The sequence below is a fragment of the Flavobacterium marginilacus genome (assembly GCF_026870155.1).
GTDB lineage: Bacteria > Bacteroidota > Bacteroidia > Flavobacteriales > Flavobacteriaceae > Flavobacterium > Flavobacterium marginilacus.
Genome location: NZ_CP113975.1, coordinates 5069722 through 5096494, shown reverse-complemented (window position 1 = coordinate 5096494; position 26773 = coordinate 5069722). Strand labels below are relative to the sequence as shown.

Below are 26773 nucleotides of genomic sequence, written 5' to 3'. Positions count from 1 at the left end.
CTTGGGGCAACGAGTTGCGAATAGATACCGCACAGGACTCACAAACAAGGAAGGACTGAACGCAAATCTCCAAGAAATTCGATTAGGAAAGTTTACTTAGCCTAATCTTAAAGTAAATTATGGATAGCCCAAAAGGTGTAAAGAGCTTTTGGATGATGATTTGCGAACCGCCGAGTACGTGACCCGTACGCTCGGTGGTGTGAGAGGCGCACTCCGTTCCGTTTGGGGCGGAGCCGTCTACTCGATTAGCAGAAGTTACTTTAGTTTTTCTACTAAATTTTGAATGTTTTTTTCTAACTCTTTTTGTTTGTTTGCATTTTCTTGTTTTAAGAAATCTTGTTCCAAAATTGAAATAATAGCATCTTTAACTATAGGGAAATATTCAAGACATTCCTGTTCTTCTAATTCGTGAATTCCTTTGCTAATTATTGAATATACCTTTTTATATTTGACAACTGCTTCGGGTAAGTAATTTTTTAGCAATTCGATTTTTTCTGCTATTCTTGAATTAGTATAATTCTCTTCATTCCAATCATTATTTTTTTTGACTTCTTGGTGATATTTTTCAATTAGATTTTCAAAAATTCTTCTTAAATATACAAAAGCACCAATTCCAACTCCATTTGCGGATAATCCGATTGCTTTATTTAATTCTCGGAGATATTCCTTTTTCAAAATTTTAGAAAACTTTTTGTATTTTCCTATTTCTAAATCAGCAATTGTTGGAAATTGTCCAACTTTCTGAAATTTGTAAATTATTTCACTAAAGTCATTTTCTTCAATTTCAGTTTCAAATTTTTCTAATAAAAAATATGTTGTAATTGTATAACCTGTTCTTACACATCTTAATTCTCTTGTATGAAAGCCTACATAATTCCGTAAATTATAATATGTTGTAGTTTGAAAAGAACTTACTCTATAACTTGTATTTTCATTAATTTTTGGATTGTATCCATCAATTAACCCTGTGTAGTTTATAAAATCTAATAATGCATTACCTTTCTCTTCATCTTCATTGTTGAATTCTAAAATTTTGTATAATGGTATTTCAAAGTACATTTCTTTCATCTGTATTTTTTTTAATTTCTGCTAACGTCCCCTTGCTACAAGAGGTTTGGGATTAAATTAAGCCTTATTCTCGGATTTGCCTAAACTTCCCTGATACAAGACCATTTTTAAATTAAGCCAAATGCCCAAATCTCTTGTAGCAAGTGTTAGTAGCGGTTTATTTATTTATTATTTTTTTATATTCTTCAATTTTTTTCGGCAATAAACTTTTATTTTTAAAAGGATTGTATAAAGCTGAATTATCAACCATTAAAACTAAATTTATTTTTTCAGATTGATTTAAGTCTTCTATATTTTTATTGAAGAAATATTTTGAAGCTTGTTCAACACCTTTGCTTTCACATGAGAAATCATATGAAGCAAACAAAAAAGTCAAACAATTTTCTTGAGTAAATGTTTTTTCTATTTTGTTTGTATAAATTATTTCGTTTATTCCATTTCTTATTTGTGAACTATTTTTCTCGTACAGTTTTGGATAGCCAAATTTTTTGACGACTGATAGGCAAGGACAATCTTTTCGGTTCTTTATAATTCGATTGTTAACATTTTCAATGCTATGTGTTTTTTGATATATTGAAATCAAATCGGCATATTTTTTAGATTTCGATTTTTTTATAGATTTTTCGATCTCTATAAAACGTTCATTTTTAAACATATTATTGTAATCACTTATCAAAAAAAAGTAAATTCCAAAAAGAACTATTAATGAACCCAAAAAAATCTTAAGAATTAATTTAATTGATTTCATAAGTTATTGATTTCAGGTGTTTTGTGGTTAAATCGCTACTAACGTGTTGCTACTACAGCGGGTTTGGGATTAAATTAAGACCATTTTTTCGGATTTGCCAAATCATTCAGATACAAAACCATTATTCCATTAAGCCAATTGCCCAAATCCGTTGTAGTAGATGTTGGCGGTCGTTTATTTATTGAATTTTATTGGCAAATATACTTTAGACTTAACAGCTATTCCATATTCATAACCGGGATTCCATTTCGGCATTATTTTAATTATTCTTAAGGCTTCTTTGTCTGCTAATTCGGATAAACTACGTTTTATTTTTTCGTCTTTAATATTTCCCTTATTATCAATAATGAATTCGACATAAACAATTCCATTTTCAGATAATTTTAATTTTGAATGATTTATATTTCTTTTTATAAATACATTTAAACTATCAATACCACCAATAAATTCAGGCTTTATTTCAATAGGTAGAACGCAAACCACTTCTTTTTCAGTAAGTATTTTTTCTTTTAGCGAATTTTCAGTCTTTTGAGAAAATCCAGAGATACAAAAGAGAAGAAAAATAAATAATTTGAAATTTAATTTACCCATATAATCATCAAATATTTTTTAGAAAGATTCGATTTCGTTTGTAAATGACCGCCAACTTGTATATACCCGCAACAAACTAAAAAACACATATTCAAAATTGAGGTAATTACCTTCTAGTTTGTAAGCGATATCAAACAAATATAGGCTAATATTTTATTGTAACTTAATTACATTCGCTTTTTATTCTCAGTACATTATCCGTTTGCAAACGGTTACAAATATTTACAACCGAAAGTAAACAGTTACCAACCGAATAATTTTTGCATGCAGTCACATCTTTGCCATGTCAATAACAATATCAATAATAATATACGCTAACATTTAAATTTTACACGCCATGCAAAACAGAGTACAGTTAATCGGGAATACAGGGAATGATCCAATAATCAAAACGCTAGACAATGGGAGAAAAGTAGCAAACCTTTCCATCGCAACCAAAGAGTTTTACAAAAATGAAAAAGGAGAAAGGGTAGAACAAACCGAATGGCATCCCGTAGTTGCGTGGGGAAAAGTAGCCGAGATTATCGAAAAATTCGTAACCAAAGGCAAACAAATTGCCATAGACGGAAAACTAACCCACAGAAGCTACGATGACAAGAACGGAGAGAAACGATACATCACCGAAGTAGTAGTAAGCGAGATTATGCTGCTTGGAAAGTAGTTTCGAGCTTTGAATCTTTCCATAAAAAAAGTGTTCGCTTAGCGAACACTTTTTATTTAGTATCATTATCTAAAATGAATTAATAGATTCTGGTGAATGATCCAGCTCCATTACCAGAAGCTGTACTTCCCGTAATTGTTATGTGTCCGGTATTTCCATTTCCGTCGTAGCCCCATGCTTTATTATTTGTGGCCGAATTACTGGTTACTGTATGTGGAATATTTTGACCTGCACTTCCTAATTTAAATCCGTTACCGTCACCATTTGTTCCGTATCCATTATTTTGTGATTTACAGTTTTTAATGGTTACTGTATATGGCTGTCCATACAAATCCCATCCATCGTCAGAATTATGGTATGCAGTACAGCTGTCAAAAACGTTTCCTGCACCTCCAGACAGTTTGCAGGCAAAACCATCTGCATTTTCTCCACCATTTGCTGTGTCGTAATTTTCAGCTGAGTAGCAATTACTTACAGTGTTGTGATGCGCTCCATTATAAACTTGAATTCCAGAGTCTTTATTGCCTGTGGCTGTAATTTTATAAATATAGTTATAGCCGCCCACTTGTAAAACCAAACCGCAATCAGGAGCATTTTTAATGGTCATGTTGGTAACATTCCAGTAACTTCCATTTAATTTCACGCCCCAGCCTGAAGATATTCCAGAACAATCTAGTGTGCCTCCTGTAAAGTTTATTTTAGAAGATGAAGTACCGCTTTTTAGTAATTGAAGTGTTTTGGTTAGTTTAATGGTGCCGCTTACTGTGATGACATCGCCAGGAGCAGCATTGGTTATTGCACTTATTAATGCCGTCTCAGTCGTTACTGAAGTGCTTTTGCGTGTAAGTGAATTGCCAGATGAACTGCTTTGTGTATCATTTGAAATAGTTTGATCGTCGGTTGTGATGTTTTGCGAATCAGTCGGGCTGATAGTGTCATCATTTTGACAATTTGAAAGAAGCAGCGAAAGTAAAATTACACTTGTAATTTTACAAATTAGTACATTTTTTTTCATAAAAATTTAGTTTTTAAAATGGTTATTGATTAATTGCAATTAATTGTAATCGATTGCACAAATCTAATTCTAAAAAATAAAGTTTTTCTTATTTTTGTAAATAAATATATAATTTTATGTTAAAAACAGGTATTTATACCTGTTTTTTTAATGTATTTTAATAAATATATAATTACATTTTTAACAAAAAACATATAGAAATTATGTTTTATGATTAAAAATCGGCTTTATAAGTGAAAGTTTAATTACGTTATAATTTACAATATTGATTTTTATTATAACATTTTAGAAAGTACTTGGAGAGATTTTTTTTTCGTTTTTCTCTTTAATCTTTGAAGAGTATGTGCAGGCAGTAAGGATTGATTGTAATAAGCAATATTTTTGTTTCTATTCATGATTTGATTTTGAGTAAATACTTTTACAGAACAAAATTATTATGAATATTATAAAAACAAGACAGCAGTAATCGTGAGGTTACTGCTGTTTATGGATTTTAATTTTATTGCTTTTAAGTAAATTTGTTGTTTTTATGGCTATGTAATAAATCAATATTCTAAAACATAGTGGTGTGTATTATTAAGCTGAACACTTTAAAGAAGTAAAAAATACTTTATTCGAACTAAAACTATGCTGATTTTTTTAATAAATCAAACATTGGACAGCGGCTGCAGCGTTTCTTTTCGCTTTTCTTGTATTTTTCACAACAGCTGGATTTACAGTTTGACGGTACTTTACAGCTTGACATGCAAGTCGACTTACAGCCTTCAAGAGCTTTCAGTTTTTTGAGGATTTCTTTTTTATCCTTTTTTTTCTTCTTGTCCTTTTTCTCCTTTTCTTTTTCTTTCTTGCTCAAGGTAACTGCGGATTATAGTTATGAATCTGTTTTGAATCGTGGTATAAAGAATTTAAAACCAATGCAAAGGTATGTTGTTTTTATCTATTCTAAATAAATTTTAACACTTTTGGAGCAAAAAAAATCCCCAAAATGATGTTCGTGCATTTAGGGGATATTATTTATTAAGAGGTATCTTAACTATTTGGCAGTAGCGCCTCCATTTGCAGCAGCACTAGCAGCGGCTACCTGCTGGATGTCACGGTCAAAAAGATACAATCCGCCTTTGTCGTCACCGATAAGGTTGATTTTATCCAAAATTGATTTGGCAGTTGCTTCTTCTTCAATCTGCTCGGCTACGTACCATTGCAGGAAGTTATGAGTGGCATAATCTTTCTCCTGAAAAGTAATATGAACTAACTCATTAATCGAGTCGGATACAAAAACTTCGTGTTTGTATAATTCTTCAAACATTCCTTTGAAGGTTTCGTAAGATGTTTTTGGAGCTTTCAAATCGGTAATTTGAGCATGACCGCCGCGTTCGTTTACATACTTGATTAGCTTTAGCATGTGCAGACGCTCCTCATCTGATTGAGCGTACATAAACTGAGCGATACCTTCCAGTCCATTCACTTCAGCCCAGCAGGCCATCGATAAATAGATTTGAGAAGATTCGGCCTCTATACGGATTTGCTTGTTTAGCGCTGTTTCGATATTTTTTAATAACATGATTTCTAGTTTTTAGTAAAATTAAAAAAAAATATTTTAACGGTCTTTTTTTATATTAAAATTGCAGCAAATTGCGTCAATTTAGTATCATTCTATTGATAAAATGGTCTTTTATCGGTTTCAGATTTTGTCTAAAACTATACACTTTTAATGTGTTTCCTTATAGTTAAAAAAAACGGCCTCAAATTGCACATATAATCGATGTTATTAAGTTAAACTTTTATTCATTCGAAGACATTGAGGCGAAAAGTTAAGATCGGATTTCTTTGCGTTTTAGTGCGGTTAAATCATCACTTGAAATTCCTTAAAAAATCCTCTCTATAAGTCGGGGAAACTTCAATTTCGGTGGAATCGTTCAGCGTAATAATCCCTCCTTTATTGTACGATTTCACACAATTCAGATTGATGATATGGGATTTATGGACACGGATAAAAGGCAAAGGCAGAATTTCGGAGAAATGTTTTAAAAAACGGCACGCCATCTTTTTACTTCCGTTATGAAGATACAAATCGGTGAAATTGCCGTTACCGCGAAGCCGAATGATTTCCTCCATTTTTACAACTTCAAAACCTTCCAGTGTCGGCAGAATCACTTGTTGCTTTTCGGGTTTGGATTCCTTAAAATTTTCAATAATAATCTTATTTCTATTAAAAATTTCCTTATTCAGAATTTGATGATGCACTTTGTTTACCGCTACAATCAGTTCTTCAATGCTGATGGGTTTCAGCAGATAATAGGCCGCGCTTTGGTTCAAAGCCTTCAGCGAATACTCCGAAAAAGCGGTTACAAAAATGGTTTCAAAATGCAGATCTTTGCAGGCTTCGAGAACATCAAAAGCATTCCCGAAAGGCATTTCGACATCCAAAAAAACCAATTGCGGCTTTAATTCGTGCAACAGCGGAACGGCCTCTTTTATGTTTTGGGCTTCACCGATAACCTCTACCTGCGGACAATATTTGCTCAAATAATTCTTAAGCACCTCACGCGCTGCCAATTCGTCTTCGACAATAACGCTTTTTATCTTCTGAAAATTCATCCTATTTTATCAATTAATGGACAGCTAATTTCGACAATCGTTCCTCTTTCTAGTAACGTTTTTTCAAAAATCCGGAAAGAAATATGCTGTTTGTACAGTTCATTCAGCAGACTGATGCGCTCTTTGGTATTGCTCATTCCTCGCGATTCGTGTACTTTTTGATTGGCCGTTTTCAGCTCTTGGCTTTTGGCCAGACCAATGCCATTATCCTCAATCCGAATCACCACTTTTCCGCTGATTAATTCCACTTTTAGCAACAGCAGTCCTTTGGTATCCAAATAACGTAAACCATGCCAAATAGCATTTTCCAAATGTGGCTGAATAACCATATTCGGAACCATCGTTCTTTCGGCATCCAGTTCCGGATCAACACTAATTTTAAAATCAAATTTATCCTGAAAACGCAGATGTTCCAATTCTAGATATTTTCGTAATTGCTCCAATTCGTTATCGAGCGTAATGAAATCCTTATTGGAATTCTCCATTGCATTCCGCATCAGATTCGAATACGAAGTCAGGTATTTATTGGCCTCCAACTCCCTATTTTGGGCAATGAACTGATTGACGCTGTTAAGGCTGTTAAAAATAAAATGCGGATTCATTTCTCTGCGCAGCGACTGCAGGGCGATTTCCTTGTTCTTGATTTTAATCGAATAAAGCGCTTTCACAATCCATAAAAACAACAGTAAAAGCAATCCAATAGAACCCAAAAGAAAATAATTGAACGTGTTTTTCCTTGAAATCAATTCATCTTTCAGCGACTTTTCTTTTTCCAGCTGGCGGATTTTATCTTCACTCACCTGAAACGTTTTGGCATCAATCAAAGTCGTGTCCGAATGAATTAACTGGTCGAAATTCTTAACAAATTGATCGTACAAAACCAAACTCTCCTTATTGTTTCCCTTTTTGTTATAATACTGCGTTAATGCCGTCAGACTTGTTTTTGCTTCGGCCGAATTGCCTTTTTGCAGTGCCAAAGCAAATGCTTCCTTTAAGGCTTCAATAGCCTTGTTTGGTTCTTCTTTTTGAAAATATAGACCCGAAAGCGACTGCAATTGCTTGATTTGAGTAGTGAAATCCTGTTTGGTTTTGGCATCTGCCAAAAGTTTTTCGCTAATCCCGATCGCTTTGTCAAACTGATTGTCCGAAGCGTATACTTTTGCAATTTCATTATTGATTTTGATGATCGTCGCCGGCTTCCCTTTTGCGTAAGCGAGTGCTTGATTGTAACTTTCTATAGCAACTTCTTTCTTTTTTTGCTGAAGCGAATTTTCGGCCTTCTTAACATACGCATCCGAAACCTCTTCGCTTTTTTTCTCCTTTTTCAACAATTCAATATTCGAATTCACATAACTTTCCTGAGCCACAGGACTCGCAGAAGACCGCAGACGGTTCGCATCATTCGCATTAATCTTTTCGAGACTTTTATCCTCGGCCATCGATCCGGCAACTTCATAATTACTAATGGCTGACTTATAATCCCTCTGCGATTCCTGCACCTTGGCAAGGCTTCGGACCACGCGGGTTTTGTCATCAGTCAGTTTTAGTTTGGTGTAGCTCGCCAGCGCTTTTTTAAAGTATTCCTCGGCCTTGGCATTATCCCCTTTTCCGAGAAACTCACTGGCCAATTTTTCATAATTCGAAGCGATATTTGATTCATTATTTTCATCCAAAGATTTAGATAATTCCTCAGCAGCTATACTAATTTTGGCTTTACTGATTCTGGAGCTATTTTTTTTTTCAATTTTTTCTATAGGAGCAGACTGCGCAATTATTTCATGAGGAAATAAAAACGCTAAAAAGAGCAGAACAAAAACAATTAATAAATTATGTTTCACAAACAAATATTTAGAAAGTGTAAAGTAAGTTAATTTTTAATTCCAAAACTATAGCTTTTACCAAGTCAAACGGCTTGTTGACCCATTCTCTCAAAAATATATTTTCTCTATTGATACTTTTACCATGTAAACTTAAAATCTATCAACATGAAAAAAACATTCTTTTCATTTTTAATCATTCTGTTGTCTCAATTCAGCTCTGGACAGGTTTCGGGAAATGCCAATTACCAAAATCGGTATTCTGAACAAAATACAATCAATATCAATTTTCCATCACAAGATGGTATTGTGATAAATGTAAAAGGTCTTGCTAATGTTAAGGCAGATTCATACACAGCTATTTTCAGTTTAACTCAAACAGGTAAAACAGCCAAAGAGGTCAATGAATTAATTAATCAGCGAATTTCGCAATCATTAACAGAAATCAAACTCAAAAAAGATGTTGAGACCTTTGTAGATATGATCTCATTTGTCCCTGTTTATGAATATGAAGTTGAGAAAAAGGTTTTCAGCCGTAAAACCTACAATGAAGTCCCAATTGGGTTTGAATTGAAGAAAAATATTCACATAAAATACTCTGATCCCAATCAGTTGAACGATTTTATATCAATTTTATCCAATCATGAAATATACGATCTGGTACGAGTTGATTATTTTTCAAGCACCTTAGAATCAATCAAAAAAGAAATGATGAACAAGGCAAAGCTTTTAATACAAGAAAAAACCAAGAATTATGAGGTAATTCTTGGTGAGACATTTACAAATGCAGAGAAAAGAATAACCGATGATTTTATTGTAAACTTACCTGTAGAAATGTACAAATCCTATGAAGCGTATAACAGTTCTGATTTAAACTTAAAAAAAACAGCAAATGTCAATCAGTCCAATAAATCGACTACGCTTTATTATCAGCCTGTATTTAATAAAGAATTTGATTTTATAATAAATCCTGTGGTATTGGAACCAGTTATACAAGTACAATATGAAATAAAGATTTTCATTAATAGAGAAAAAAAACAGATTCCAAAAACAGATAAACAATTTATACTGATTACTCCAAATGGCGATTTAAAGAATCTTGTTATGGATACTACAAAACAAAAATTTTAAAGCTTTTCACCAAGTCAAAAGCCCGTTTCACCATTTGTCCAAAAAAGGCGTGTGTTTAGTTTCTAAGTTTGATAAGAAAATCAACCATAAAAATTAAAGAACTATGAAATCGACATTATTTATCTCCGCACTTTTGGCCACCACACTTTCTTTTGCAAGCTGTAATTCATCAACAGCAAAACCAGCAAATAACATTCCAACCGAAAAGCCAAAACCATCCGAAAACAACAAAATACAGGTTGCTCTTTTATTGGACACTTCCAACAGTATGGACGGATTGATCGACCAAGCCAAATCCAGACTTTGGAATATCGTAAACACTTTGACCACACTTAAATATTCAGGAAAAACTCCCGATATCGAAATTGCGCTGTACGAATACGGCAACGACGGATTAGCTCAGCAATCCAATTATATCCGACAAGTTACGCCTCTCACCACCGACCTCGACTTAATTTCCGAAAAATTATTTGCTTTGAGAACCAATGGAGGCAATGAATATTGCGGTGCTGTAATTCAAGACGCTACAAAAAAACTGCAATGGGGAAAAGCAAACGACAATATGAAACTAATTTATATTGCAGGAAACGAAGCTTTTGATCAAGGCAAAATAAACTATAAAGAGGCAATCAGTGATGCAATGAAAAACGATATTTACGTGAATACTATCTTTTGCGGAAGCAGTTTGGAGGGCATCAACACCTTTTGGAAAGACGGAGCCGATTATGGCAAAGGAAAATACTTCAACATTGACTCAAATCAATCTATTCAATATGTATCAACGCCTTATGACGATCAAATATCAAATTGTAATGTAAGGATAAACAACACCTATATTGGGTATGGTTCTAAAGGTATTTCCAAAAAAATGAATCAGGAAGTTCAGGATAAAAACGCTAGAGGTGTTTCATCTGCTAATTATGCAGAACGTGCTGTAAGTAAATCCAAAGCGATATACAAAAACGAAAACTGGGATTTGGTTGACCGAGTAAAACAAGACCCAAAAGCCATTACAAAAATCAAAAAAGAAGAATTACCAGCCGAATTTCAAAATAAATCGGAAGCAGAAGTAGAAAAAATCGTTGCCCAAAAAACCAAGGAGAGAGAAGCTATCCAAAAAGAAATTGGTGAATTGGGCAAAAAACGCCAGCAATACATCGACACCGAAACAAAAAAAACAAAATCACAAGATGATTTAGGCAAGGCAATTAACACCTCTATTGTGGCTTTGGCAAAAGCGAAAGGTTATATAGTAGAAAAATAAACCTTACAAAGTATTCGTAATAGGCTCAAAACGATAAAATTAGACATTGTTTCACACGGATTTTTTAATGATGCTTATAAAATCTGTGTGAATGTGTTTAATCCGTGGCAAAAAAAATTATAAAAAATTTAAGCAGACACCCAACCTTTTTCAGCTTTTTGCCATCTATAAAGATATAATCTTAACTTACTACCTCATGAAAAAAATTTATTTCCTCTTTGCGTTATTGTTTTCGGCATTTAATTTTGCTCAAAAACCAATTTTCACGACTGCCAAAGTAAAAGCTGCAACCGTGTATTTTAACGCTGCAGAAATCTCTCAAACAGCTAATATAAATCTGCCATTAGGTACAAGTGAGATTGTCATCAAAAATGTAGCCGTCGATTTAAATGAAAACTCGGTACAGATAGGCGCACCTGCAAGCGTAACAGTACTTTCGGTTCAATTTACAAACGACTACGTTTCGGAATATGAAGTGGATTTAAAATCTCCAGCATTAAAAAAAGTAAAAGACAGTATCGTTTTGGTACAAAAAGAACTTTTAAAAGTGGGTAATGCCAAAAATTCGGAAACCAAAACATTGGCATTATTAGACAGAAATCAGCAGGTTTCGGGAGTGAATTCGGGTTTGAATGTATTGGAACTAATGAAAATGGTCGATTATTACAAAGCCAAACAGACTGAAATTGCCAATACAATAAACGCCTTAGCCGAAAAAGAGCAAAAACTCAATGAGACTCTTCAAAAACTGAACAACAAACTCGAAGTAGATACAAGCAAAGAAGAAAAAACTTCTTCTGGAAAACTGATTGTACAGGTGATGAATAATCTGGCTGGAGCAGTTCCTTTGGACATTACCTATTTGTCAAATAATGCTTCGTGGACACCATTCTATGATTTACGCACCGAAAGTGTAACGGCACCAATCAATATGATGTACAAAGCGCAGGTTATTCAAAACACTGGAATCGATTGGAAAAAAGCAAAACTGACTTTGTCAAGCGGTGTTCCAAACCAAAATAATCAGGCTCCTTTGCTAAATTCATGGTTCTTAACTTATAGACCAACTGACAACAGGTTACAAGAAGTAGTTGTAGTTGGTTATGGCTCTAAGAGAAAAGGAATCCAAAATCAATTGCAGGGAACAGTTGCCGGAGTTCAGATTGCCAAGGAAGAAATGAATGCACAACCGATAACGATGGCTGAATCATCGGTTTCAAACTATACGACTGTATCTGAAAACCAATTGAATATTTCATTTGATATTGATATTCCTTATGATATTTTATCAAATGGAAAAATACACAGCGTTTCATTGAAAGAAATTAAACTTCCGGCATCCTATAAGTTTTATGCAGTGCCAAAAGCAGAAAAAGATGCTTTTTTACTGGCTCAGATTGCCGATTACAGCAAATACAATCTGCTGAGAGGTGAAGCAAATATTATCTTTGAAGGCATGTATGTGGGCAAAACATTTATCGAGCCGAGCCAAACGAGCGACACTTTGAGTTTAAGCATGGGGCGTGATAAAAAAGTGACTATCAAACGTGAAAAAGTCGTGGATCAATCGGGCACCAAGTTTTTATCTTCTAAAAAAGAACAGACTTTTACCTTTGATATTACCATTAGAAACAATAAAAAAGAAGCAATCGAAATGCTGCTAAAAGATCAATATCCGTTGAGTTCCAATAAAGACATTGAAATTGAATTACTGCAAAGCGATCGTGCTAAAGTAAATCCGGAAACAGGAATCCTAACATGGCAACTGCAGATGAAGCCAAATGAAACCAAGAAAATCAGGATTAGTTACAAAGTGCGGTATCCAAAAGATCAGGTTATAGAGAATTTATAAACTGTAAAGCCTGTCAGATTCAAAAAAACTGACAGGCTTTTATTTTTTATTCAGATTTAAGGCGCGGGATCAGGAATAACAGCCTGAACAGCATTAATCTCCTCTAAAATTTCTTTTGATAAAACTACATCAATAGTATCAATATTTTCTTTGAGCTGTTCCATTGTTGTAGCACCAATAATTGAACTGGTCACAAAAGGCTGGTGCAATACAAAAGCCTGAGCCAATTGCGTTAATGTAAATCCGTGTTTATGGGCAATTTTTTGGTATAATTTAGCTGCTTCAGTAGATTGAGCACTGCTGTATCTTGCATATTGCGGAAACAGAGTCAATCTTGCATTTGGATGGCTTTCGCCTGTCAAAAATTTACCCGACAAAACGCCAAAAGCCAATGGCGAATACGCCAATAACCCCACATTTTCACGAAGACAAACTTCGGCAGAAGCGTTTTCAAAAAGGCGGTTCAGCAAGGAATATGGATTTTGAATCGTTTTAATTCTTGGCAGATTGTTATATTTACTTTCCTCTAGAAAACGCATCATTCCCCAAGGATTTTCATTAGAAACTCCAACGTGCTTTATTTTCCCCGCTTTAATCAGACCGTCTAAGGTTTCTAAAACCTCATGAATATTATCTTCCCATGCATCGTCCTGAATTTTAAGCCCTCGCTGTCCAAAACAATTAGTTTTGCGCTCCGGCCAATGCAGTTGATAAATATCCAGATAATCGGTTTGAAGCCGCTGCAGACTTTTATCCAAAGCATATTGAATACTTACTGGAGAAAAATCCAGTTTTTCACGCATATAGCCAAAAAGAGGATTCGGCCCAGCAATTTTGGAAGCCAAAACAATTTCTTCCCTTTTTCCTGTTTTCTTCAGCCAAGTTCCAATGATTTTTTCAGTGCTTCCGTAGGTTTCTTCTCTGCTTGGAATAGAATACATCTCGGCGGTATCAAAAAAATTGACTCCTTTGTCGAGTGCATAATCCATTTGAGCATGCCCTTCGGATTCCGTGTTCTGCTGTCCGAAAGTCATCGTTCCAAGGCATATTTTACTAACTTTAATATCAGTATCTGGTAAAGTGGTATATTTCATTTTTTTTAAGTGGCTAAGTTACTGAGATGCTAAGAAGCTAAGTTTTTTTATGGAAGCAAAGATAAAAATTAATTTATCGTCTAGCATTTTTGAATTACATCAAACTAGATCCGGAGAAATAAAAAACTAAATGTTTCTCTGAATCCAAGTCAAATTACCAATCCTTACCTATTTTTTTGTATTTTTGTAATTAACAGTATCTGTTGAATAACCATTTAATCAGCAAACTAATTATGAAACTACAAGTTTTACATGATAGTGACGGAAATAATTCGGGTGTGTATATTCCTGCTCAAGAATGGGATTTAATTAAAAAACAATATCCCGATATTGAGGAAATCACAGAAGATATACCTGATTGGCAAAAAGAAATTTTGTCTTCAAGAATTGAAGCAATTTATAAAAATCCAGAAAGAGTAAAACCAATTAAAGGTCTTTTTGATACGCTCGATAAAAAAGTCAAAAAATGATTGTCTTTGATTTTGAGCTAAACTATTTTGAAGAAGTAGAAAGAGATATTGACAATGCTAAATTATGGTATTACGAGCAAAACCCAGATACTGATTTAGAAGAACGGTTTGCCAAAGCAATAAAAGAAATCATTTTAAAGATTCAAAAAAATCCTTTTATCTATTCCCCAATATTTAAAAACATCAGTATAGCTCATCCAAAAATATTTCCATATGGAATTCATTTTTACATTGAAGAAGATTTAAAACAAATCACAATCGTTGCAATTCTTCACAATAAACAAGACAAAAGAAAACTAAATGAGAGACTTTAAAGCCATATTCATTCCAATAAAAAAGGTTCACGTTTGCATGTGAACCTTTTTAAAATTAGAAACTTAGCGACTTTCTAAAACTCATTCAGCATTTTAGAAATTTCGTCCAATTTAGGAGTCAGGATAATTTCGATTCTGCGGTTTTTAGATTTACCTTCAGCAGTACTATTGCTAACTAATGGTGAATATTCACTACGCCCTGCAGCAGTAAGATTCTGTTTGTTTACTTTTTTGTTTTCGCCCAAAATAGCAACAATTGCCGTTGCTCTTTTGGTCGAAAGATCCCAGTTGTCTGCAATAGGTCCAGAACCTTCGTAAGGATCATTATCAGTATGTCCTTCTATCAATACCGAAATATCCGGATTATCACCCAAAACTTTCCCTACCTCAACAACTGCTTTTTTACCTTCGGCACCAACAGCCCAGCTGCCTGAACTGAAAAGCAGTTTGTTTTCCATAGAAACATATACTTTTCCGTTTTTTTGTTCCACCGTCAAACCTTTGCCTTCAAAACCATTAAGCGCTTTTGAAAGTGTTTCTTTTAGTTTTTTCATACTGGCTTCTTTGGCCGCAATTAAATCTTCCAGTTCTTTTAACCGCTGGCTGCTTTCATTCAGTTTTTCCTGTTCATCTGCCAGCGCTTTTGCTTTAGCATCCAATTGTGCCAATAAATCACGGTTCTTTTTCATATTAGCTTCCAATGATTCATTGCTGTTTTTTTCTAAAGCAGCATACGAATCCTGCATCACTTTCATTTTATTTTTCGCTGCTTCTAAATCAGCCTGGACTTTGGCTAGGTTAGCATTGACATCGTCAAGTTTACCCTGCAAAGCAGTTTTGTCAGATTCCAGCTGTTTTTTGGAAGCCAAAAGAGCAGCGTTTTCATCAGAAATAGCTCGGTTTTCTTTTTTTAGATTCGCAAATTGGTTTTCAAGATCATTGTAAATTTTCTTAGAAACACAAGAAGTACTCAGTACGAGAATTAAAAGTCCAATGGAAATTCTTTTTATCATTTTTCTTAAATTTTATTATTTATTGTAGTATTTGAGGTCAAAAGTTCTTGTTATACGGAATGCCCTAGCCTGGCTATCCATTGCAATATTTTTTATTTTAAATTGAAATTATCATTGCTATTATGTTATTCAATTTCGACCAAAACAGGGCAATGGTCAGAATGCATAGCATCAGGCAGTATAACGGCTCTTTTGAGTTTGTGTTTTAATGAATCACTGACCAAATTATAATCGATGCGCCAGCCTTTATTATTCCCACGTGCTCCGGCTCGGTAACTCCACCACGAGTATTGGTGCGGCTCACTGTTGAAATGACGAAAACTATCCACAAATCCGGATTTCATGAATTTATCGAGCCAAGCTCTTTCTTCGGGTAAAAAACCAGAAACATTTTTATTACGAATCGGGTCGTGAATGTCAATCGCCTCATGGCAGATATTGTAATCACCGCAAATAATCAGATTAGGTATGGTTGTTTTGAGAATGTCAATATAATTTTGAAAATCATCCATGTACATAAACTTATGACTCAAACGATCGATATTAGTTCCCGATGGCAGGTACAGACTCATAATTGAACAATCGTCAAAATCGGCACGAAGATTACGCCCCTCAAAATCCATGTGCTGAATTCCAGTACCATAAACTACGTTATTAGGTTTTATTTTGGAAAGAATAGCAACACCGCTATAGCCTTTTTTAGTGGCTGGATAATAATATTGATACGGATAACCAGCAGCGGTAATTTCCAAAACAGGAATCTGCTCTTCGGTAGCTTTGATTTCCTGTAAACAAATTACGTCAGGATTAGCATGCTGAAGCCATTCGATGAAACCTTTAGTAATTGCAGCTCGGATTCCGTTGACGTTGTATGAGATTATTTTCATTAATGTACTTTTTTGTCCGAAATAATGGCTATCAAAATAGGCTCTTAAAAACCAATTTTTTATCCCAAATTCGGAAGATTATTTTTTCTATGGATTCCAAAAGTAGTAAAAAGTAAAAAGATTGATTCAAAAAAAACCATAAAAAATGGAGTATTTTGCTATCTTTGCTTCTTGCTCAAAAAAGAAAAATAAATGGGTTTAGTTACCGCGAAAGAAGTTGCAAAGGCAATAAATACGGATAAGTACGGGGTTTTCGGTACTTTTTCGGGTTGGTTGCTGATGAAAGTTTTGAAGATTTCGACATTAAACAAAATATATGACCGCAACAAACATCTGAAAGAGGTTCCATTCTTGAATGCTATTTTGGACGAGTTTCAGATTAAATTTGAAATTCCGGAAGAAGATTTTAAACGCTTACCGAAAGACGGTGCCTACATTACCATATCCAATCACCCGCTTGGTGGAATTGATGGTATTCTGCTATTGAAATTAATGCTTGAAAAAGAGCCTAATTTCAAAATCATTGCCAATTTTTTACTTCACCGCATTGATCCGATGAAGCCTTACATCATGCCGGTCAATCCTTTTGAAAATCACAAAGATGCCAAGTCCAGCGTGGTTGGAATTAAGGAGACACTTCGTCATTTAAGAGACGGAAAACCTTTGGGAATGTTCCCTGCTGGTGAAGTTTCTACGTATAAAGATGGAAAACTGGTAGTTGATAAAGCTTGGGAAGAAGGTGCCATAAAAGTAATCCGAAAAGCACAGGTTCCTGTAGTTCCAATTTATTTTCATGCTAAAAACAGCCGATTATTTTATTTTTTATCTAAAATAAACGACACGCTTAGAACTGCTAAACTTCCATCTGAGCTCCTTACTCAAAAAGACCGGATCATCAAAGTCCGCGTAGGAAAACCAATTTCAGTTGCGGAACAGAACGAATACGAATCCATTGAAGATTATACGGAATTCCTGAGAAAGAAAACCTATATGCTTGCCAATCCGTTTGAAAAAGAATCCAAACTTTTACAGACACCATCACTTAAAATACCAAAAAGTCCCAAAGAAATAGTTACTGCCAGCGATCAGAATAAAATTGAAGCCGAAGTAAAAAATCTGCGCAAGAAAGACTGCCGTTTACTGCAGAGCAAAAACTACGAAGTGTTTTTTACAGATGCCAAATCGATTCCTCATATTTTACATGAAATAGGCCGTTTGCGGGAAATCACTTTCAGAGAGGTTGGAGAAGGAACTAACGAGTCTATTGATATTGACAAATACGATCAATATTATAATCACATGTTTTTGTGGGATGATGAAACCAAAAAAATCGCCGGTGCCTACCGTATGGGATTAGGTTCTGAAATTTATCCAAAATATGGCATTGAAGGTTTTTACTTAAATGATCTGTTTCGATTTGAACCAGAATTAAACGATATGATGCTGAGTTCAATAGAAATGGGACGTGCTTTTATCGTGAAAGAATATCAGCAAAGACCTATGCCTTTGTTCCTGCTTTGGAAGGGGATTATTCACACTACTCTAAGGTATCCAGAGCATAAATATTTGATTGGCGGTGTGAGTATCAGTAATCAGTTTTCTGACTTTTCAAAATCGTTAATGATTGAATTCATGAAATCTAATTATTACGATCCATATATTGCACAATATGTACATCCGAAAAAAGCATATAAAGTAAAACTTAAAGACGCTGACAAAGACTTTATACTAGATGAAGCCGAAGCAGATTTGAATAAATTCGACAAAATTATTGACGAATTAGAACCTGGGAATCTGCGTCTGCCTGTTTTGATTAAAAAATACATCAAGCAGAATGCAAGAGTAATTGCCTTTAATGTTGACCCATTATTCAACAATGCAATCGACGGATTAATGTACATTCGAATCGCAGATATACCAGAAAGCACTATGAAACCAGTTATGGAAGAATTTCAGGCTGAATTGGAGCGAAAACTGAATGATAAAGACGAACCGGAAGAAGAAGAATAAATTCTGAATATAAAAAAAAGCCCTGTTTCGGGCTTTTTTTATTTCCAAATGGATTCTTTTAAAATAGAATCAAAAGTATTATTTTCAACAAAATGGGTAATTCTCACTATCTGATAGCAGATAAGAAAACAAGCCAGAAAATAGGCTAGTTTTTTATTGTACAAAATCCCATTGAAATATTCTTTTTTTGTAACTAATTCTGCTGCTAAAACAAATATCGTCATTACGCAGAAAAGAACCACAAAAGGCCCCAGAATATGATAATACAAGCTTTTATGCAGATCTCCTTCATAGAAATAAACCAATGATTTAGTTATCCCGCAGCCTGGGCAGGGAAAACCGGTAAGCATCTTAAAGGGACATAACGACTGATCTGTTTCAAGATGATTATTCTGATTGTGCAGCATCAAAAAAAACGGAATTATAAGAGTCATTACAGCTCCTATAATTCCGAGTATTTTTCGTTGTCGTTTCATTTCTATATTAATACAGCTTATTGATTTCGTTTTGCAGAATCATTGCTGCTACCATTGGAAAAAACAAACCTAAAATCAAATAAAGCAATGAATCATCTTTGACTTGATATCCGAGTCTTCTTTGAATAGCCGGCAATCCTTCTTTACCTGCCAAATAAAAGAAATAGCAGTTTATAGGATAACAACAGCCAGCAAAAATAGCAATAGGGCTCGAAATAATTTCTCTTTCTGCAACTGCATTTAATACTTCGGATGCTTTCAGGTTCCAATAGATTAAATACAGCCCGCATGTTAATAGACTCAAGATCAACACTACAATTGGGTCAACTTTAAATGTTGGAATCGAACTCTTAGGAGTGTTCCAAGTTTCTTCAGATTTATTTTCCATAATTATAATTAATGAATGATAGATATTCGACTAAATTATAAAAAATATCACAAATTCCTATTTTTTAAACAATTAAAAACCTTACATTATTAGCTTTTCCCATACAAAGCCTTAATTTTATCGACAATCACCTGAGCCAAACGCTCATGGCTTTCGTAAGTCCAGCCTGCAATGTGCGGTGTCAATATCACTTTTCGCCCATCTAGTAAATACTGAAAAGCTTCGGGCGTATTTTTATCCTGGAAAAGATTTTCAAAAGACAGTTTTTCGTATTCTAAAACATCCAATCCTGCACCCAACACTTTTCCGGACTGCATCGCAGTAACCAAATCGGCAGTTATAATGTTCTTTCCTCTGGAAGTGTTGATAATCCAAATGTCTTTTGCGAAAGCATTAATAAAATCCGAGTCAACCATTTTGTCGGTTTCGGGAGTCCACGGAATGTGAAGACTCAGCACATCGGTCTTTTGCTGTAATTCCTGCAGTGAAACCTGTCTGGCATTGGCATCGCCAACATTTTCCTTGATATCGTAACACAATACTTCAACCTCAAAACCACGAAGTTTTTTTGCAAATGCTTTTCCCATGTTTCCGTAGCCAATGATCCCAACTGTTTTTCCGTCAAGTTCGTACCCTCTATTTTTTTCTCTGTTCCATTCCCCCGAACGGATTTCGCTGTCGGCAATATTTAATTTATTGAAAAGGGACAATATCATTCCCAAAGTATGTTCGCCAACAGCATTACAATTCCCTTCGGGTGCCGCAATAAGAGTTACATTTTTGGAAACAGCATAATCGCAGTCAATACTTTCTAAACCCGCTCCTACTCTGGCAATGAATTGCAGATTGGCTGCTTTGTCAAGAAACTGTTTATCAATTTTAAAACGGCTGCGAATAACAATTCCCTGATAGTCTTGAATTTTAGCTTCGATTTCCTGTTTGGAAGAAGTAAAATCGGCATGATTAATAAATCCTGCCTGTTCCAATTGATCCCAAAGCAAGGGGTGATTGCTGTCAATATGAAGAATTTTTATGTCCATGATACGGATAAGTAAATTAGAATTTCAAAATTAATTAAAATATTACGGTTTGAGGTTTGAAGCCAAATTAAATTACAAATGCTTAAATTAGCGATTCCAATTTAATAGTCCTTATACAATGAAATTAACAAATACGTTTACGGATTTCTTTCATAGCGAAAAAGCGGGTGGCATATTACTGCTTTTTGTAACTATAGTTTCCTTAATACTGGCCAATTCTCAGATTCAGACGGAATATATCGCTTTTTGGGAAACCAAAATTGGTCATCATTCTATTACGGACTGGATTAATGATGGATTAATGACTATTTTCTTTTTATTAATTGGATTAGAACTGGAGCGTGAAATGTATCATGGTGAACTGGCCGATATAAAAAATGCCATACTTCCTATTTTCGGGGCTTTGGGCGGAATGATTCTCCCAGCTGGAATTTTCCTGATTTTAAATTACGGAACAACTACCCAAAACGGAGCCGGAATTCCTATGGCTACCGATATCGCTTTTGCTATAGGTGTCCTATCATTATTAGGCAATCGGATTCCTGCATCGCTAAAAATATTTTTGACCGCACTTGCCGTGATCGATGACTTAGGAGCCATACTTGTTATTGCATTATTTTACACTCAGACAATTGCCTTTACTAATCTGATTATTGCTTTTTCCATTATGGGCTTCTTATTCATTTTGAACAGAAGTAAAGTCCATAATTTAATTCCTTACTTAATTGGCGGCGTTTTCATGTGGTATTTTATGCTTAATTCTGGAGTGCATGCTACTATAACTGGTGTTTTACTGGCATTTGTAATTCCGTTTGGAGATGGAGGAGAAAAAACCTCGTCCTACCGATTACAGCACTTTTTGCACAAACCTGTTGCCTTCATTATTCTCCCTTTATTTGCTATCGCTAATACTTGCATTGCCATAAATGGTAATTGGTATGAAGGGTTAAGTCACGAGAACTCTATCGGAATTATTCTAGGGCTTGTGGTGGGGAAACCACTGGGTATTTATCTGTTTTCGTTCCTCGCTGTAACCATCGGAATTTGCAGACTTCCGAAAGATTTAAAATGGAAAAATATTTTAGGAGCAGGAATGCTGGGCGGAATCGGATTTACCATGTCTATCTTTATCACTTTATTAGCTTTTAAAAACCAAGGAGAAGAAGTCATAACTTACTCTAAAATAGCAATTTTAATTGCTTCCTCTTTATCAGGAATTTTGGGTTTTATCTGTTTAAAACTCACTTTCAAAGCTCCCAAAAAAACGTTTAAAGACATATAAATAGGATAAAAAGCATTTTAAAAAAATTCAAAACACGAAATTTTATTCTTTCCTTTGCAATCCATTGCCTACAAACAGATCATTAAACATTTGTAGCAATTTGCAACGATGAAAAAAGTTTACTTTATACCTCTATTATGTTTTGTTTTTCTGTTCCAAAGCTGCTTTGAAGTCATCGAAGAAGTACAGATGAAAGACGATGGATCGGGACATTTTAATTTTGTAATTAATTTCAGCCAAAGCAAAACTAAAATCAATTCAATTTTAAAAATGCAGAAAATAAATGGCTACTCAATTCCTTCCAAAGACGAAATTAAAAAAGAAGCTTCAAAAATAGAAGCATTGGCTCAAAGTACCGCAGGAATTTCAAATGTAAAAACGAATATCGATTTAACGAACTATATTTTTGCAATTGATCTTGATTTTCAAAAAATAAGCAATCTCAACACTACTTTTTTAAAACTGAAAAACAGCAGAAAGCTAGATCCTTCGTTAAGCACTGACTATTTTACGTTTGCCGATAAAAAATTTATCCGCACCCAAAAAATCCCAATTAAAACACTTTATGAGAAATTAGAAAAATCGGATAAAGAAGTTTTTCAAACCGCAAAATACACTTCCGTTTACAAATTTGATTCCACCATAAAATCATTTTCAAACAAAAATTCGACAACATCCAAAAGCAGAAAGGCCATTAAGCTAAATGGATCCATAATCAGCCTTATTAACGGAAACGAAAAAATTGAAAACACTATCACGCTTAACTAAACAATTATTTATACTTCAAAATATGAAAAACTATTTGCTTTTACTTATAATTTGCTTTTCTGCTTCATTATGTGCGCAGGATTTAGCAAACAGAGTTCCTCAGAATTCACCGTTTGCACTGTGCATTAACAGTAAAAATCTAAATGATAAAGCAGCTCTCAAAACCATTCAGGAATATCCTTGGATGCAGGCTTTATTGGACAAAGAATTGAAATTTCTTCCAAAAGATCTTAACCAGACTGGCATCGATGTTACCCGAAACCAGTATCACTATTATTCAAGCAGAGATTCTGTTATGAATTATGTAGTGCTGATTCCATTAAACAATGCAGTACAATTCGAAAAATTAATACAAAGCAAATATGGTGACAGTCTTAAAATAAAAAAACAGACAAATTATATGAGTGTCAGCACTTCCAAAAATCATCATCTGGCATGGAATAATAAATTTGCTGTTTTGGTAAATGCTACATATACCAAACCGCATAAAAATATATACAATGAACCTTACTCTGATTTAACTTTAATGGATACCACCAGTGTTTTGGTAGATACTGTTGCCGCTGACTATAATATTCCTGAAGAAATAAAACCAACTCCAGAACCTAAAAAGACCAAAGCTTCCAAAAGCAGTAAATCAAAAAAAGGAAAAAAAGCAAAGAAAACAGTTAAAGAACCTGTAATTGCTGAACCTACCGAAGAAGAACTTTATGCCAAACAAGAAAAGGCTCAAGCTGAATTGGAAGAAACGAACAGAAAACTCCAAGATCTTGAATTTAAAAAGACCGATTCTATCGAAAGATTGAAAATCAGCTCTGCTGTAGATTTAGTTTTTAAAGAAACTTTTGATGTTGCAAAGGATAAAGAAGCCATAAATTCAAACGTTTTTAAGAATAATGACCCAAAATCCGATTTCTATGCTTTCGCAGATTTAGATATATTAACGTCACAATTATTTTCTTCTTTTGCCGGCAGTAATGTGGCTTTGATGGGAATCTATAAAAATGGGCTTCTGAATAGCAATTATCACATAAATGCTTATTTTGAAAAAGATAAAATTCGATTCAGTCAAGTATTAACTCCTAAAAACGATGAAATAAAAAAATCATATCAGGAAATGTTTGATTCCAAAATGGATAAAAACCTGTTGAATTATGTTGGGAATAACATCTTGGGCTATTACTCTATCAGCATGGACACAGAAGCCATTATGAATTATGAATACAAGGTTATGAAAAACACTTTAAGCTCTGTTTATCAAGCATACTCAAAGGAAGCCAGTGGCAAGGAAACTGATGTTCTGATTGATGCCATTGCTTTGATTTTGGACGAAAAAGCCATTGCCGATTTAGTTCCTGGCAATGCGATTTTTGTACTTCATGATCTCAAAAAAGTACAAAGAGATTACGTTACTTTCGAATATAATGAAAATTATGAGCAAGTAGAAACCAAAGGAAATAAAGAAGAAATTCAGCCCGATTTCACGTTTCTTTTGAACACTAGAAATGAATCCTTTGTAGACAAATTACTAAAACTTCCTTTGAATACCGATAAATTTACAGGAACCGATTATAAATTAACAGAGGGCTATTATACGCTTCATTTTGAAAAAGATAATCTGCTTGAAAATTTATATTTTGGACTAAAAAGCGGTGTGCTGATGATTACAACTTCTAAGGAAAATGTAGAAAACCTCATCCAGCAAAAAGTAATGCCATTGCAAGCCGATTTCAAAAAATTGATTTCAAAAAATAATTCTTCAGCATGGTTTGATCTTCATAAAATCATTACAGCTTCCAAAACCGAACTTTCAAAAGAGACTAAAAGCAATTACTGGGACATCGCTTTGAAAAATGCTGGGGAGATTACTGCGGAATCTAAATTTAAAAATGGAACCATTACGTCTGAATTATCATACACCATTAAAGGAGAGCACGCTAATAGTTTACAGTATTTCTTTGATGTAATTAATGAGGTTTATACTGAAAAGCAGAAAGAAACAACCGTTACAGAATAATACATGAAGAGGATTAAAAATAATTCTCTCAGAATTGCCATACTTCTTATCACAATAGGAAGTGTGGTAATCCTTTATTGGTTTGGATTTCATAAACAATTTGATAAAAAAAGCATTCCCGAAAATACTGATGGGATTGTAATGGTAGATATTAAAACCATTCGAAACCATTTTATTTTTTCCTGTCTAAAAAAACCTTCGCAATGGGAGCTTGGTTCAAACAATTCGAAAAAACGTTTTGATTTCTCAAATTACGGAATAGAAACTCCAGATTATTTATCTTTTTTTCACATTCAAAACCAGCCTTTGAATCAGTGGTGCTGTACTGCAATAGTCGAAAATGAAACAAAATTTAATAAAAGCTTACTCAATAGCCACTTTGTGAAAATAGAATCTGGCAAGTCATTTGTTGGTTATTATTCCAAAACTTTAAATACTTATATTCTCCGATATGCAAATCAGATTTTATATTGCGTAAACACTTCAACTAACTCTCAATCCTTCATCAAGATAGCCGAAGATTTATTTGTTAAGCATCATTATTTTGATTCTAAAAAGATCGAAAAAACTATTAATACTTCTGACGCCGTAACGATTTGGATCAAAAAAAATAACCTGCTCAATGATAATGGCATCATCACTATTTCATTACAAGAAAATGAAATAGTGGCTGAAGGTCAGTTGGATTTGAAACCAAAGTATAGAAAAAACCTTCCTTTTGTTCAGCATCCTAACGCTCTATTATCATTAGGTTTTAATTTCGAAATAATTCGCCATCAAGATATTTTCAAAAATTACAAGGCTAATATCAACAAAATTATTGGATTCAATCTGGATTCCATTTTAATACATAATCCCAAGCAAACCGAATTAGTGTTTCACAGCATACTTGAAAAGAAGAATACGGCTATTTCGTATGATTATGATGATGATTTCAATCCGATAAAAAAAGCCGTTGTTCATACCACGCGCGAACCTTCTTTTTACTTTTCCATTCAAACTGACGATTCTGAAAAAATCTATGACTATTTAAAAAATCAGAAAGTAATTGACAATCATCAAGTATTCGTAAATTTTCCATTGGCAGTGACCCAAACGTCTGTGAAAAATAATTCTTTACTATTAGAAGCTAATCTATCCAAAGTACAATCTTCAAAATCAATCCACTCTAAAACAGGGTATTTACAAATTAATCTCAATATGCTTCAGCCAAAAGACTGGCGTTTTTTAATTGCAAAAAACAAAAACTTTGCACTTTTAAAACCATTTGAAACTATACAAATAAATCTTATCCAAAAAAATAATCTAGGATATTTTCAGGCATCAATCAAATCAAAAACAGGAAAAAGCTTGCTTGAAATTAGCAACTAAAAACATTTTAAATTTTATGACTATCCGCAAAGCATACTAAATGTTTTTTTGCCACTGATTACACAGATTCTCACAGATTTTACATGCATTTTTTAGAAATCTGTGTTAATCTTTATAATCTGTGGCCAATTTTATCGATTGGGTATTAGTCACGGATAGTCATATTAAATTTAATCAATCAATACTATTTTCAAAACAATCTGCTAAAACGGCTTGTTTATTATTGCAGACATGTAAACTATATAATTAAAAAATATAAAGATATAACAGGTATTTAAAAAGATTAAATCTGGCAAAAAAACCTTAAATAAAACATAATAAAACTCTATTTTTGCGTTATAATTAAAAAAAAAACTATGAAAAAACTTATTCTAATTATTGCATTTGGTTTTTTATCAAATGGCATATTTGCTCAAAGTTCACTTAAAGAGGGTGGTATACAATTAAATGCTGGTGTTGGAGTTTCAGACTGGGGCTTTGTTCCTTTTTATTTTGGTCTTGATTATGGACTTGTAAAAGATGTTACAATTGGAGGTCAAATTTCTTATTTAACAAATAATGACAATTACTATTATGGCAACTACAATTATAATCATAACTCTGCTGTAGGTATTGGAGCAAATGGAAATTATCATTTCAATAGAATATTGGATATACCAAGTAAATTTGATTTCTACGCTGGTGCTAGTGTTACAGGTCTTATTTGGAATTATGACAATAAAGACTACCATCCAGGTTACGATCCTTTAAATGTTGGGCTTCAAGTAGGTGGCCGCGTATTCTTCAATAATCATTTTGGCATCAATCTTGAATTAGGCGGAGGCAGCACAGTAAGCGTCGCTAAATTTGGAGTTACTTACAAATTATAAAAAACAAACAAATATTTTATAAAACCATC

At 33.9% G+C, this 26773-nt stretch carries 25 protein-coding genes; 12 read left to right on the top strand and 13 right to left on the bottom strand.

Annotation, left to right across the window (positions count from 1 at the left end):
- Positions 1 to 255 precede the first annotated feature (255 nt).
- The 3 genes from OZP07_RS21200 to OZP07_RS21190 all read right to left on the bottom strand — a co-directional run bounded on the left by OZP07_RS21200 (position 256) and on the right by OZP07_RS21190 (position 2407).
- Positions 256 to 1068 (bottom strand): hypothetical protein, encoded by an 813-nt coding sequence (locus OZP07_RS21200; RefSeq protein WP_281636677.1) that lies wholly within the window; start codon positions 1066 to 1068, stop codon positions 256 to 258.
- Between the two features lie 157 nt (positions 1069 to 1225).
- Complete coding sequence (locus OZP07_RS21195) at positions 1226 to 1816, bottom strand: transglycosylase domain-containing protein (RefSeq protein WP_281636676.1); 591 nt, start codon at positions 1814 to 1816, stop codon at positions 1226 to 1228.
- A 174-nt stretch (positions 1817 to 1990) separates the two neighbouring features.
- Complete coding sequence (locus tag OZP07_RS21190; protein WP_281636675.1) at positions 1991 to 2407, bottom strand: TonB family protein; 417 nt, start codon at positions 2405 to 2407, stop codon at positions 1991 to 1993.
- A 337-nt stretch (positions 2408 to 2744) separates the two neighbouring features.
- Here OZP07_RS21190 and OZP07_RS21185 point away from each other — a divergent pair, with 337 nt between their 5' ends.
- Entirely contained in the window at positions 2745 to 3068 is a 324-nt protein-coding gene (locus OZP07_RS21185) for a single-stranded DNA-binding protein (RefSeq protein ID WP_194642404.1), read from the top strand.
- A gap of 79 nt (positions 3069 to 3147) precedes the next feature.
- Here the strand turns inward: OZP07_RS21185 and OZP07_RS21180 are convergent, their stop codons facing one another.
- From OZP07_RS21180 to OZP07_RS21165, 4 genes are all read right to left on the bottom strand, one after another.
- On the bottom strand, positions 3148 to 4083 hold the full coding sequence (locus tag OZP07_RS21180) for a right-handed parallel beta-helix repeat-containing protein (protein ID WP_281636674.1): 936 nt from the start codon (positions 4081 to 4083) through the stop codon (positions 3148 to 3150).
- Positions 4084 to 5116: 1033 nt separating this feature from the next.
- Positions 5117 to 5644: a ferritin gene (locus OZP07_RS21175; protein WP_281636673.1), complete on the bottom strand. Its 528-nt coding sequence runs from the start codon at positions 5642 to 5644 to the stop codon at positions 5117 to 5119.
- 290 nt (positions 5645 to 5934) lie between these two features.
- On the bottom strand, positions 5935 to 6681 hold the full coding sequence (locus OZP07_RS21170) for a LytR/AlgR family response regulator transcription factor (protein WP_281636672.1): 747 nt from the start codon (positions 6679 to 6681) through the stop codon (positions 5935 to 5937).
- Positions 6678 to 8519 (bottom strand): tetratricopeptide repeat-containing sensor histidine kinase, encoded by a 1842-nt coding sequence (locus tag OZP07_RS21165; RefSeq protein WP_281636671.1) that lies wholly within the window; start codon positions 8517 to 8519, stop codon positions 6678 to 6680. The genes OZP07_RS21170 and OZP07_RS21165 overlap by 4 nt, the downstream gene beginning before the upstream one ends.
- Before the next feature lie 147 nt (positions 8520 to 8666).
- Here OZP07_RS21165 and OZP07_RS21160 point away from each other — a divergent pair, with 147 nt between their 5' ends.
- From OZP07_RS21160 to OZP07_RS21150, 3 genes are all read left to right on the top strand, one after another.
- Positions 8667 to 9629: an SIMPL domain-containing protein gene (locus OZP07_RS21160; protein ID WP_281636670.1), complete on the top strand. Its 963-nt coding sequence runs from the start codon at positions 8667 to 8669 to the stop codon at positions 9627 to 9629.
- Positions 9630 to 9732: 103 nt separating this feature from the next.
- Entirely contained in the window at positions 9733 to 10893 is a 1161-nt protein-coding gene (locus OZP07_RS21155; protein WP_281636669.1) for a vWA domain-containing protein, read from the top strand.
- A 196-nt stretch (positions 10894 to 11089) separates the two neighbouring features.
- Positions 11090 to 12745 (top strand): DUF4139 domain-containing protein, encoded by a 1656-nt coding sequence (locus OZP07_RS21150; RefSeq protein WP_281636668.1) that lies wholly within the window; start codon positions 11090 to 11092, stop codon positions 12743 to 12745.
- A 56-nt stretch (positions 12746 to 12801) separates the two neighbouring features.
- Here the strand turns inward: OZP07_RS21150 and OZP07_RS21145 are convergent, their stop codons facing one another.
- Positions 12802 to 13839, bottom strand: a complete 1038-nt coding sequence (locus tag OZP07_RS21145; RefSeq protein WP_281636667.1) for an aldo/keto reductase — start codon at positions 13837 to 13839, stop codon at positions 12802 to 12804.
- Between the two features lie 233 nt (positions 13840 to 14072).
- Between OZP07_RS21145 and OZP07_RS21140 the strand changes: the two genes are divergently transcribed.
- Together OZP07_RS21140 and OZP07_RS21135 are read left to right on the top strand one after the other, a co-directional pair.
- Complete coding sequence (locus tag OZP07_RS21140; protein WP_194642372.1) at positions 14073 to 14309, top strand: addiction module component CHP02574 family protein; 237 nt, start codon at positions 14073 to 14075, stop codon at positions 14307 to 14309.
- On the top strand, positions 14306 to 14623 hold the full coding sequence (locus OZP07_RS21135; protein ID WP_281636666.1) for a type II toxin-antitoxin system RelE/ParE family toxin: 318 nt from the start codon (positions 14306 to 14308) through the stop codon (positions 14621 to 14623). Before OZP07_RS21140 ends, OZP07_RS21135 begins: the two co-directional genes overlap by 4 nt.
- 74 nt (positions 14624 to 14697) lie before the next feature.
- Here the strand turns inward: OZP07_RS21135 and OZP07_RS21130 are convergent, their stop codons facing one another.
- Together OZP07_RS21130 and OZP07_RS21125 are read right to left on the bottom strand one after the other, a co-directional pair.
- Positions 14698 to 15636 (bottom strand): OmpA/MotB family protein, encoded by a 939-nt coding sequence (locus OZP07_RS21130; RefSeq protein WP_281636665.1) that lies wholly within the window; start codon positions 15634 to 15636, stop codon positions 14698 to 14700.
- Between the two features lie 125 nt (positions 15637 to 15761).
- The gene (locus OZP07_RS21125; protein ID WP_281636664.1) at positions 15762 to 16523 is read right to left on the bottom strand and encodes an exodeoxyribonuclease III; all 762 of its coding nucleotides are present in this window, start codon (positions 16521 to 16523) and stop codon (positions 15762 to 15764) included.
- A gap of 192 nt (positions 16524 to 16715) precedes the next feature.
- On the opposite strand from OZP07_RS21125, the gene OZP07_RS21120 reads away from it, so the two are divergent.
- A complete protein-coding gene (locus OZP07_RS21120) occupies positions 16716 to 18533 on the top strand; it encodes a GNAT family N-acyltransferase (RefSeq protein ID WP_194642375.1) in 1818 nt (605 codons plus the stop codon).
- Positions 18534 to 18571: 38 nt separating this feature from the next.
- Here the strand turns inward: OZP07_RS21120 and OZP07_RS21115 are convergent, their stop codons facing one another.
- The 3 genes from OZP07_RS21115 to OZP07_RS21105 form a co-directional block, all read right to left on the bottom strand.
- Positions 18572 to 19009 carry a DUF2752 domain-containing protein gene (locus tag OZP07_RS21115; RefSeq protein WP_281636663.1) on the bottom strand — a complete coding sequence of 146 codons (438 nt, stop codon included), beginning with the start codon at positions 19007 to 19009 and terminating at the stop codon, positions 18572 to 18574.
- Positions 19010 to 19016: 7 nt separating this feature from the next.
- Complete coding sequence (locus OZP07_RS21110) at positions 19017 to 19397, bottom strand: DUF4234 domain-containing protein (protein ID WP_281636662.1); 381 nt, start codon at positions 19395 to 19397, stop codon at positions 19017 to 19019.
- An 89-nt stretch (positions 19398 to 19486) separates the two neighbouring features.
- Positions 19487 to 20437: a 2-hydroxyacid dehydrogenase gene (locus tag OZP07_RS21105; protein ID WP_281636661.1), complete on the bottom strand. Its 951-nt coding sequence runs from the start codon at positions 20435 to 20437 to the stop codon at positions 19487 to 19489.
- A 118-nt stretch (positions 20438 to 20555) separates the two neighbouring features.
- On the opposite strand from OZP07_RS21105, the gene nhaA reads away from it, so the two are divergent.
- From nhaA to OZP07_RS21080, 5 genes are all read left to right on the top strand, one after another.
- Positions 20556 to 21719, top strand: coding sequence for a Na+/H+ antiporter NhaA (gene nhaA, locus OZP07_RS21100; protein WP_281636660.1), 1164 nt, complete (start codon positions 20556 to 20558; stop codon positions 21717 to 21719).
- 108 nt (positions 21720 to 21827) lie between these two features.
- Positions 21828 to 22487, top strand: coding sequence for a hypothetical protein (locus tag OZP07_RS21095; RefSeq protein WP_281636659.1), 660 nt, complete (start codon positions 21828 to 21830; stop codon positions 22485 to 22487).
- Positions 22488 to 22509: 22 nt separating this feature from the next.
- Entirely contained in the window at positions 22510 to 24504 is a 1995-nt protein-coding gene (locus OZP07_RS21090; protein ID WP_281636658.1) for a hypothetical protein, read from the top strand.
- A gap of 3 nt (positions 24505 to 24507) precedes the next feature.
- Positions 24508 to 25875 carry a hypothetical protein gene (locus OZP07_RS21085; RefSeq protein WP_281636657.1) on the top strand — a complete coding sequence of 456 codons (1368 nt, stop codon included), beginning with the start codon at positions 24508 to 24510 and terminating at the stop codon, positions 25873 to 25875.
- Positions 25876 to 26231: 356 nt separating this feature from the next.
- Positions 26232 to 26744: a hypothetical protein gene (locus OZP07_RS21080; RefSeq protein WP_281636656.1), complete on the top strand. Its 513-nt coding sequence runs from the start codon at positions 26232 to 26234 to the stop codon at positions 26742 to 26744.
- Positions 26745 to 26773: the final 29 nt, after the last annotated feature.

What these genes read in the sequence shown, in the direction of transcription:
- OZP07_RS21200 (WP_281636677.1), bottom strand. Translation starts at nt 1,068, where the DNA reads ATGAAAGAAATGTACTTTGAAATACCATTATACAAAATTTTAGAATTC.
- OZP07_RS21195 (WP_281636676.1), bottom strand. Translation starts at nt 1,816, where the DNA reads ATGAAATCAATTAAATTAATTCTTAAGATTTTTTTGGGTTCATTAATA.
- OZP07_RS21190 (WP_281636675.1), bottom strand. Translation starts at nt 2,407, where the DNA reads ATGGGTAAATTAAATTTCAAATTATTTATTTTTCTTCTCTTTTGTATC.
- OZP07_RS21185 (WP_194642404.1), top strand. Translation starts at nt 2,745, where the DNA reads ATGCAAAACAGAGTACAGTTAATCGGGAATACAGGGAATGATCCAATA.
- OZP07_RS21180 (WP_281636674.1), bottom strand. Translation starts at nt 4,083, where the DNA reads ATGAAAAAAAATGTACTAATTTGTAAAATTACAAGTGTAATTTTACTT.
- OZP07_RS21175 (WP_281636673.1), bottom strand. Translation starts at nt 5,644, where the DNA reads ATGTTATTAAAAAATATCGAAACAGCGCTAAACAAGCAAATCCGTATA.
- OZP07_RS21170 (WP_281636672.1), bottom strand. Translation starts at nt 6,681, where the DNA reads ATGAATTTTCAGAAGATAAAAAGCGTTATTGTCGAAGACGAATTGGCA.
- OZP07_RS21160 (WP_281636670.1), top strand. Translation starts at nt 8,667, where the DNA reads ATGAAAAAAACATTCTTTTCATTTTTAATCATTCTGTTGTCTCAATTC.
- OZP07_RS21155 (WP_281636669.1), top strand. Translation starts at nt 9,733, where the DNA reads ATGAAATCGACATTATTTATCTCCGCACTTTTGGCCACCACACTTTCT.
- OZP07_RS21150 (WP_281636668.1), top strand. Translation starts at nt 11,090, where the DNA reads ATGAAAAAAATTTATTTCCTCTTTGCGTTATTGTTTTCGGCATTTAAT.
- OZP07_RS21145 (WP_281636667.1), bottom strand. Translation starts at nt 13,839, where the DNA reads ATGAAATATACCACTTTACCAGATACTGATATTAAAGTTAGTAAAATA.
- OZP07_RS21140 (WP_194642372.1), top strand. Translation starts at nt 14,073, where the DNA reads ATGAAACTACAAGTTTTACATGATAGTGACGGAAATAATTCGGGTGTG.
- OZP07_RS21135 (WP_281636666.1), top strand. Translation starts at nt 14,306, where the DNA reads ATGATTGTCTTTGATTTTGAGCTAAACTATTTTGAAGAAGTAGAAAGA.
- OZP07_RS21130 (WP_281636665.1), bottom strand. Translation starts at nt 15,636, where the DNA reads ATGATAAAAAGAATTTCCATTGGACTTTTAATTCTCGTACTGAGTACT.
- OZP07_RS21125 (WP_281636664.1), bottom strand. Translation starts at nt 16,523, where the DNA reads ATGAAAATAATCTCATACAACGTCAACGGAATCCGAGCTGCAATTACT.
- OZP07_RS21120 (WP_194642375.1), top strand. Translation starts at nt 16,716, where the DNA reads ATGGGTTTAGTTACCGCGAAAGAAGTTGCAAAGGCAATAAATACGGAT.
- OZP07_RS21115 (WP_281636663.1), bottom strand. Translation starts at nt 19,009, where the DNA reads ATGAAACGACAACGAAAAATACTCGGAATTATAGGAGCTGTAATGACT.
- OZP07_RS21110 (WP_281636662.1), bottom strand. Translation starts at nt 19,397, where the DNA reads ATGGAAAATAAATCTGAAGAAACTTGGAACACTCCTAAGAGTTCGATT.
- OZP07_RS21105 (WP_281636661.1), bottom strand. Translation starts at nt 20,437, where the DNA reads ATGGACATAAAAATTCTTCATATTGACAGCAATCACCCCTTGCTTTGG.
- nhaA (WP_281636660.1), top strand. Translation starts at nt 20,556, where the DNA reads ATGAAATTAACAAATACGTTTACGGATTTCTTTCATAGCGAAAAAGCG.
- OZP07_RS21095 (WP_281636659.1), top strand. Translation starts at nt 21,828, where the DNA reads ATGAAAAAAGTTTACTTTATACCTCTATTATGTTTTGTTTTTCTGTTC.
- OZP07_RS21090 (WP_281636658.1), top strand. Translation starts at nt 22,510, where the DNA reads ATGAAAAACTATTTGCTTTTACTTATAATTTGCTTTTCTGCTTCATTA.
- OZP07_RS21085 (WP_281636657.1), top strand. Translation starts at nt 24,508, where the DNA reads ATGAAGAGGATTAAAAATAATTCTCTCAGAATTGCCATACTTCTTATC.
- OZP07_RS21080 (WP_281636656.1), top strand. Translation starts at nt 26,232, where the DNA reads ATGAAAAAACTTATTCTAATTATTGCATTTGGTTTTTTATCAAATGGC.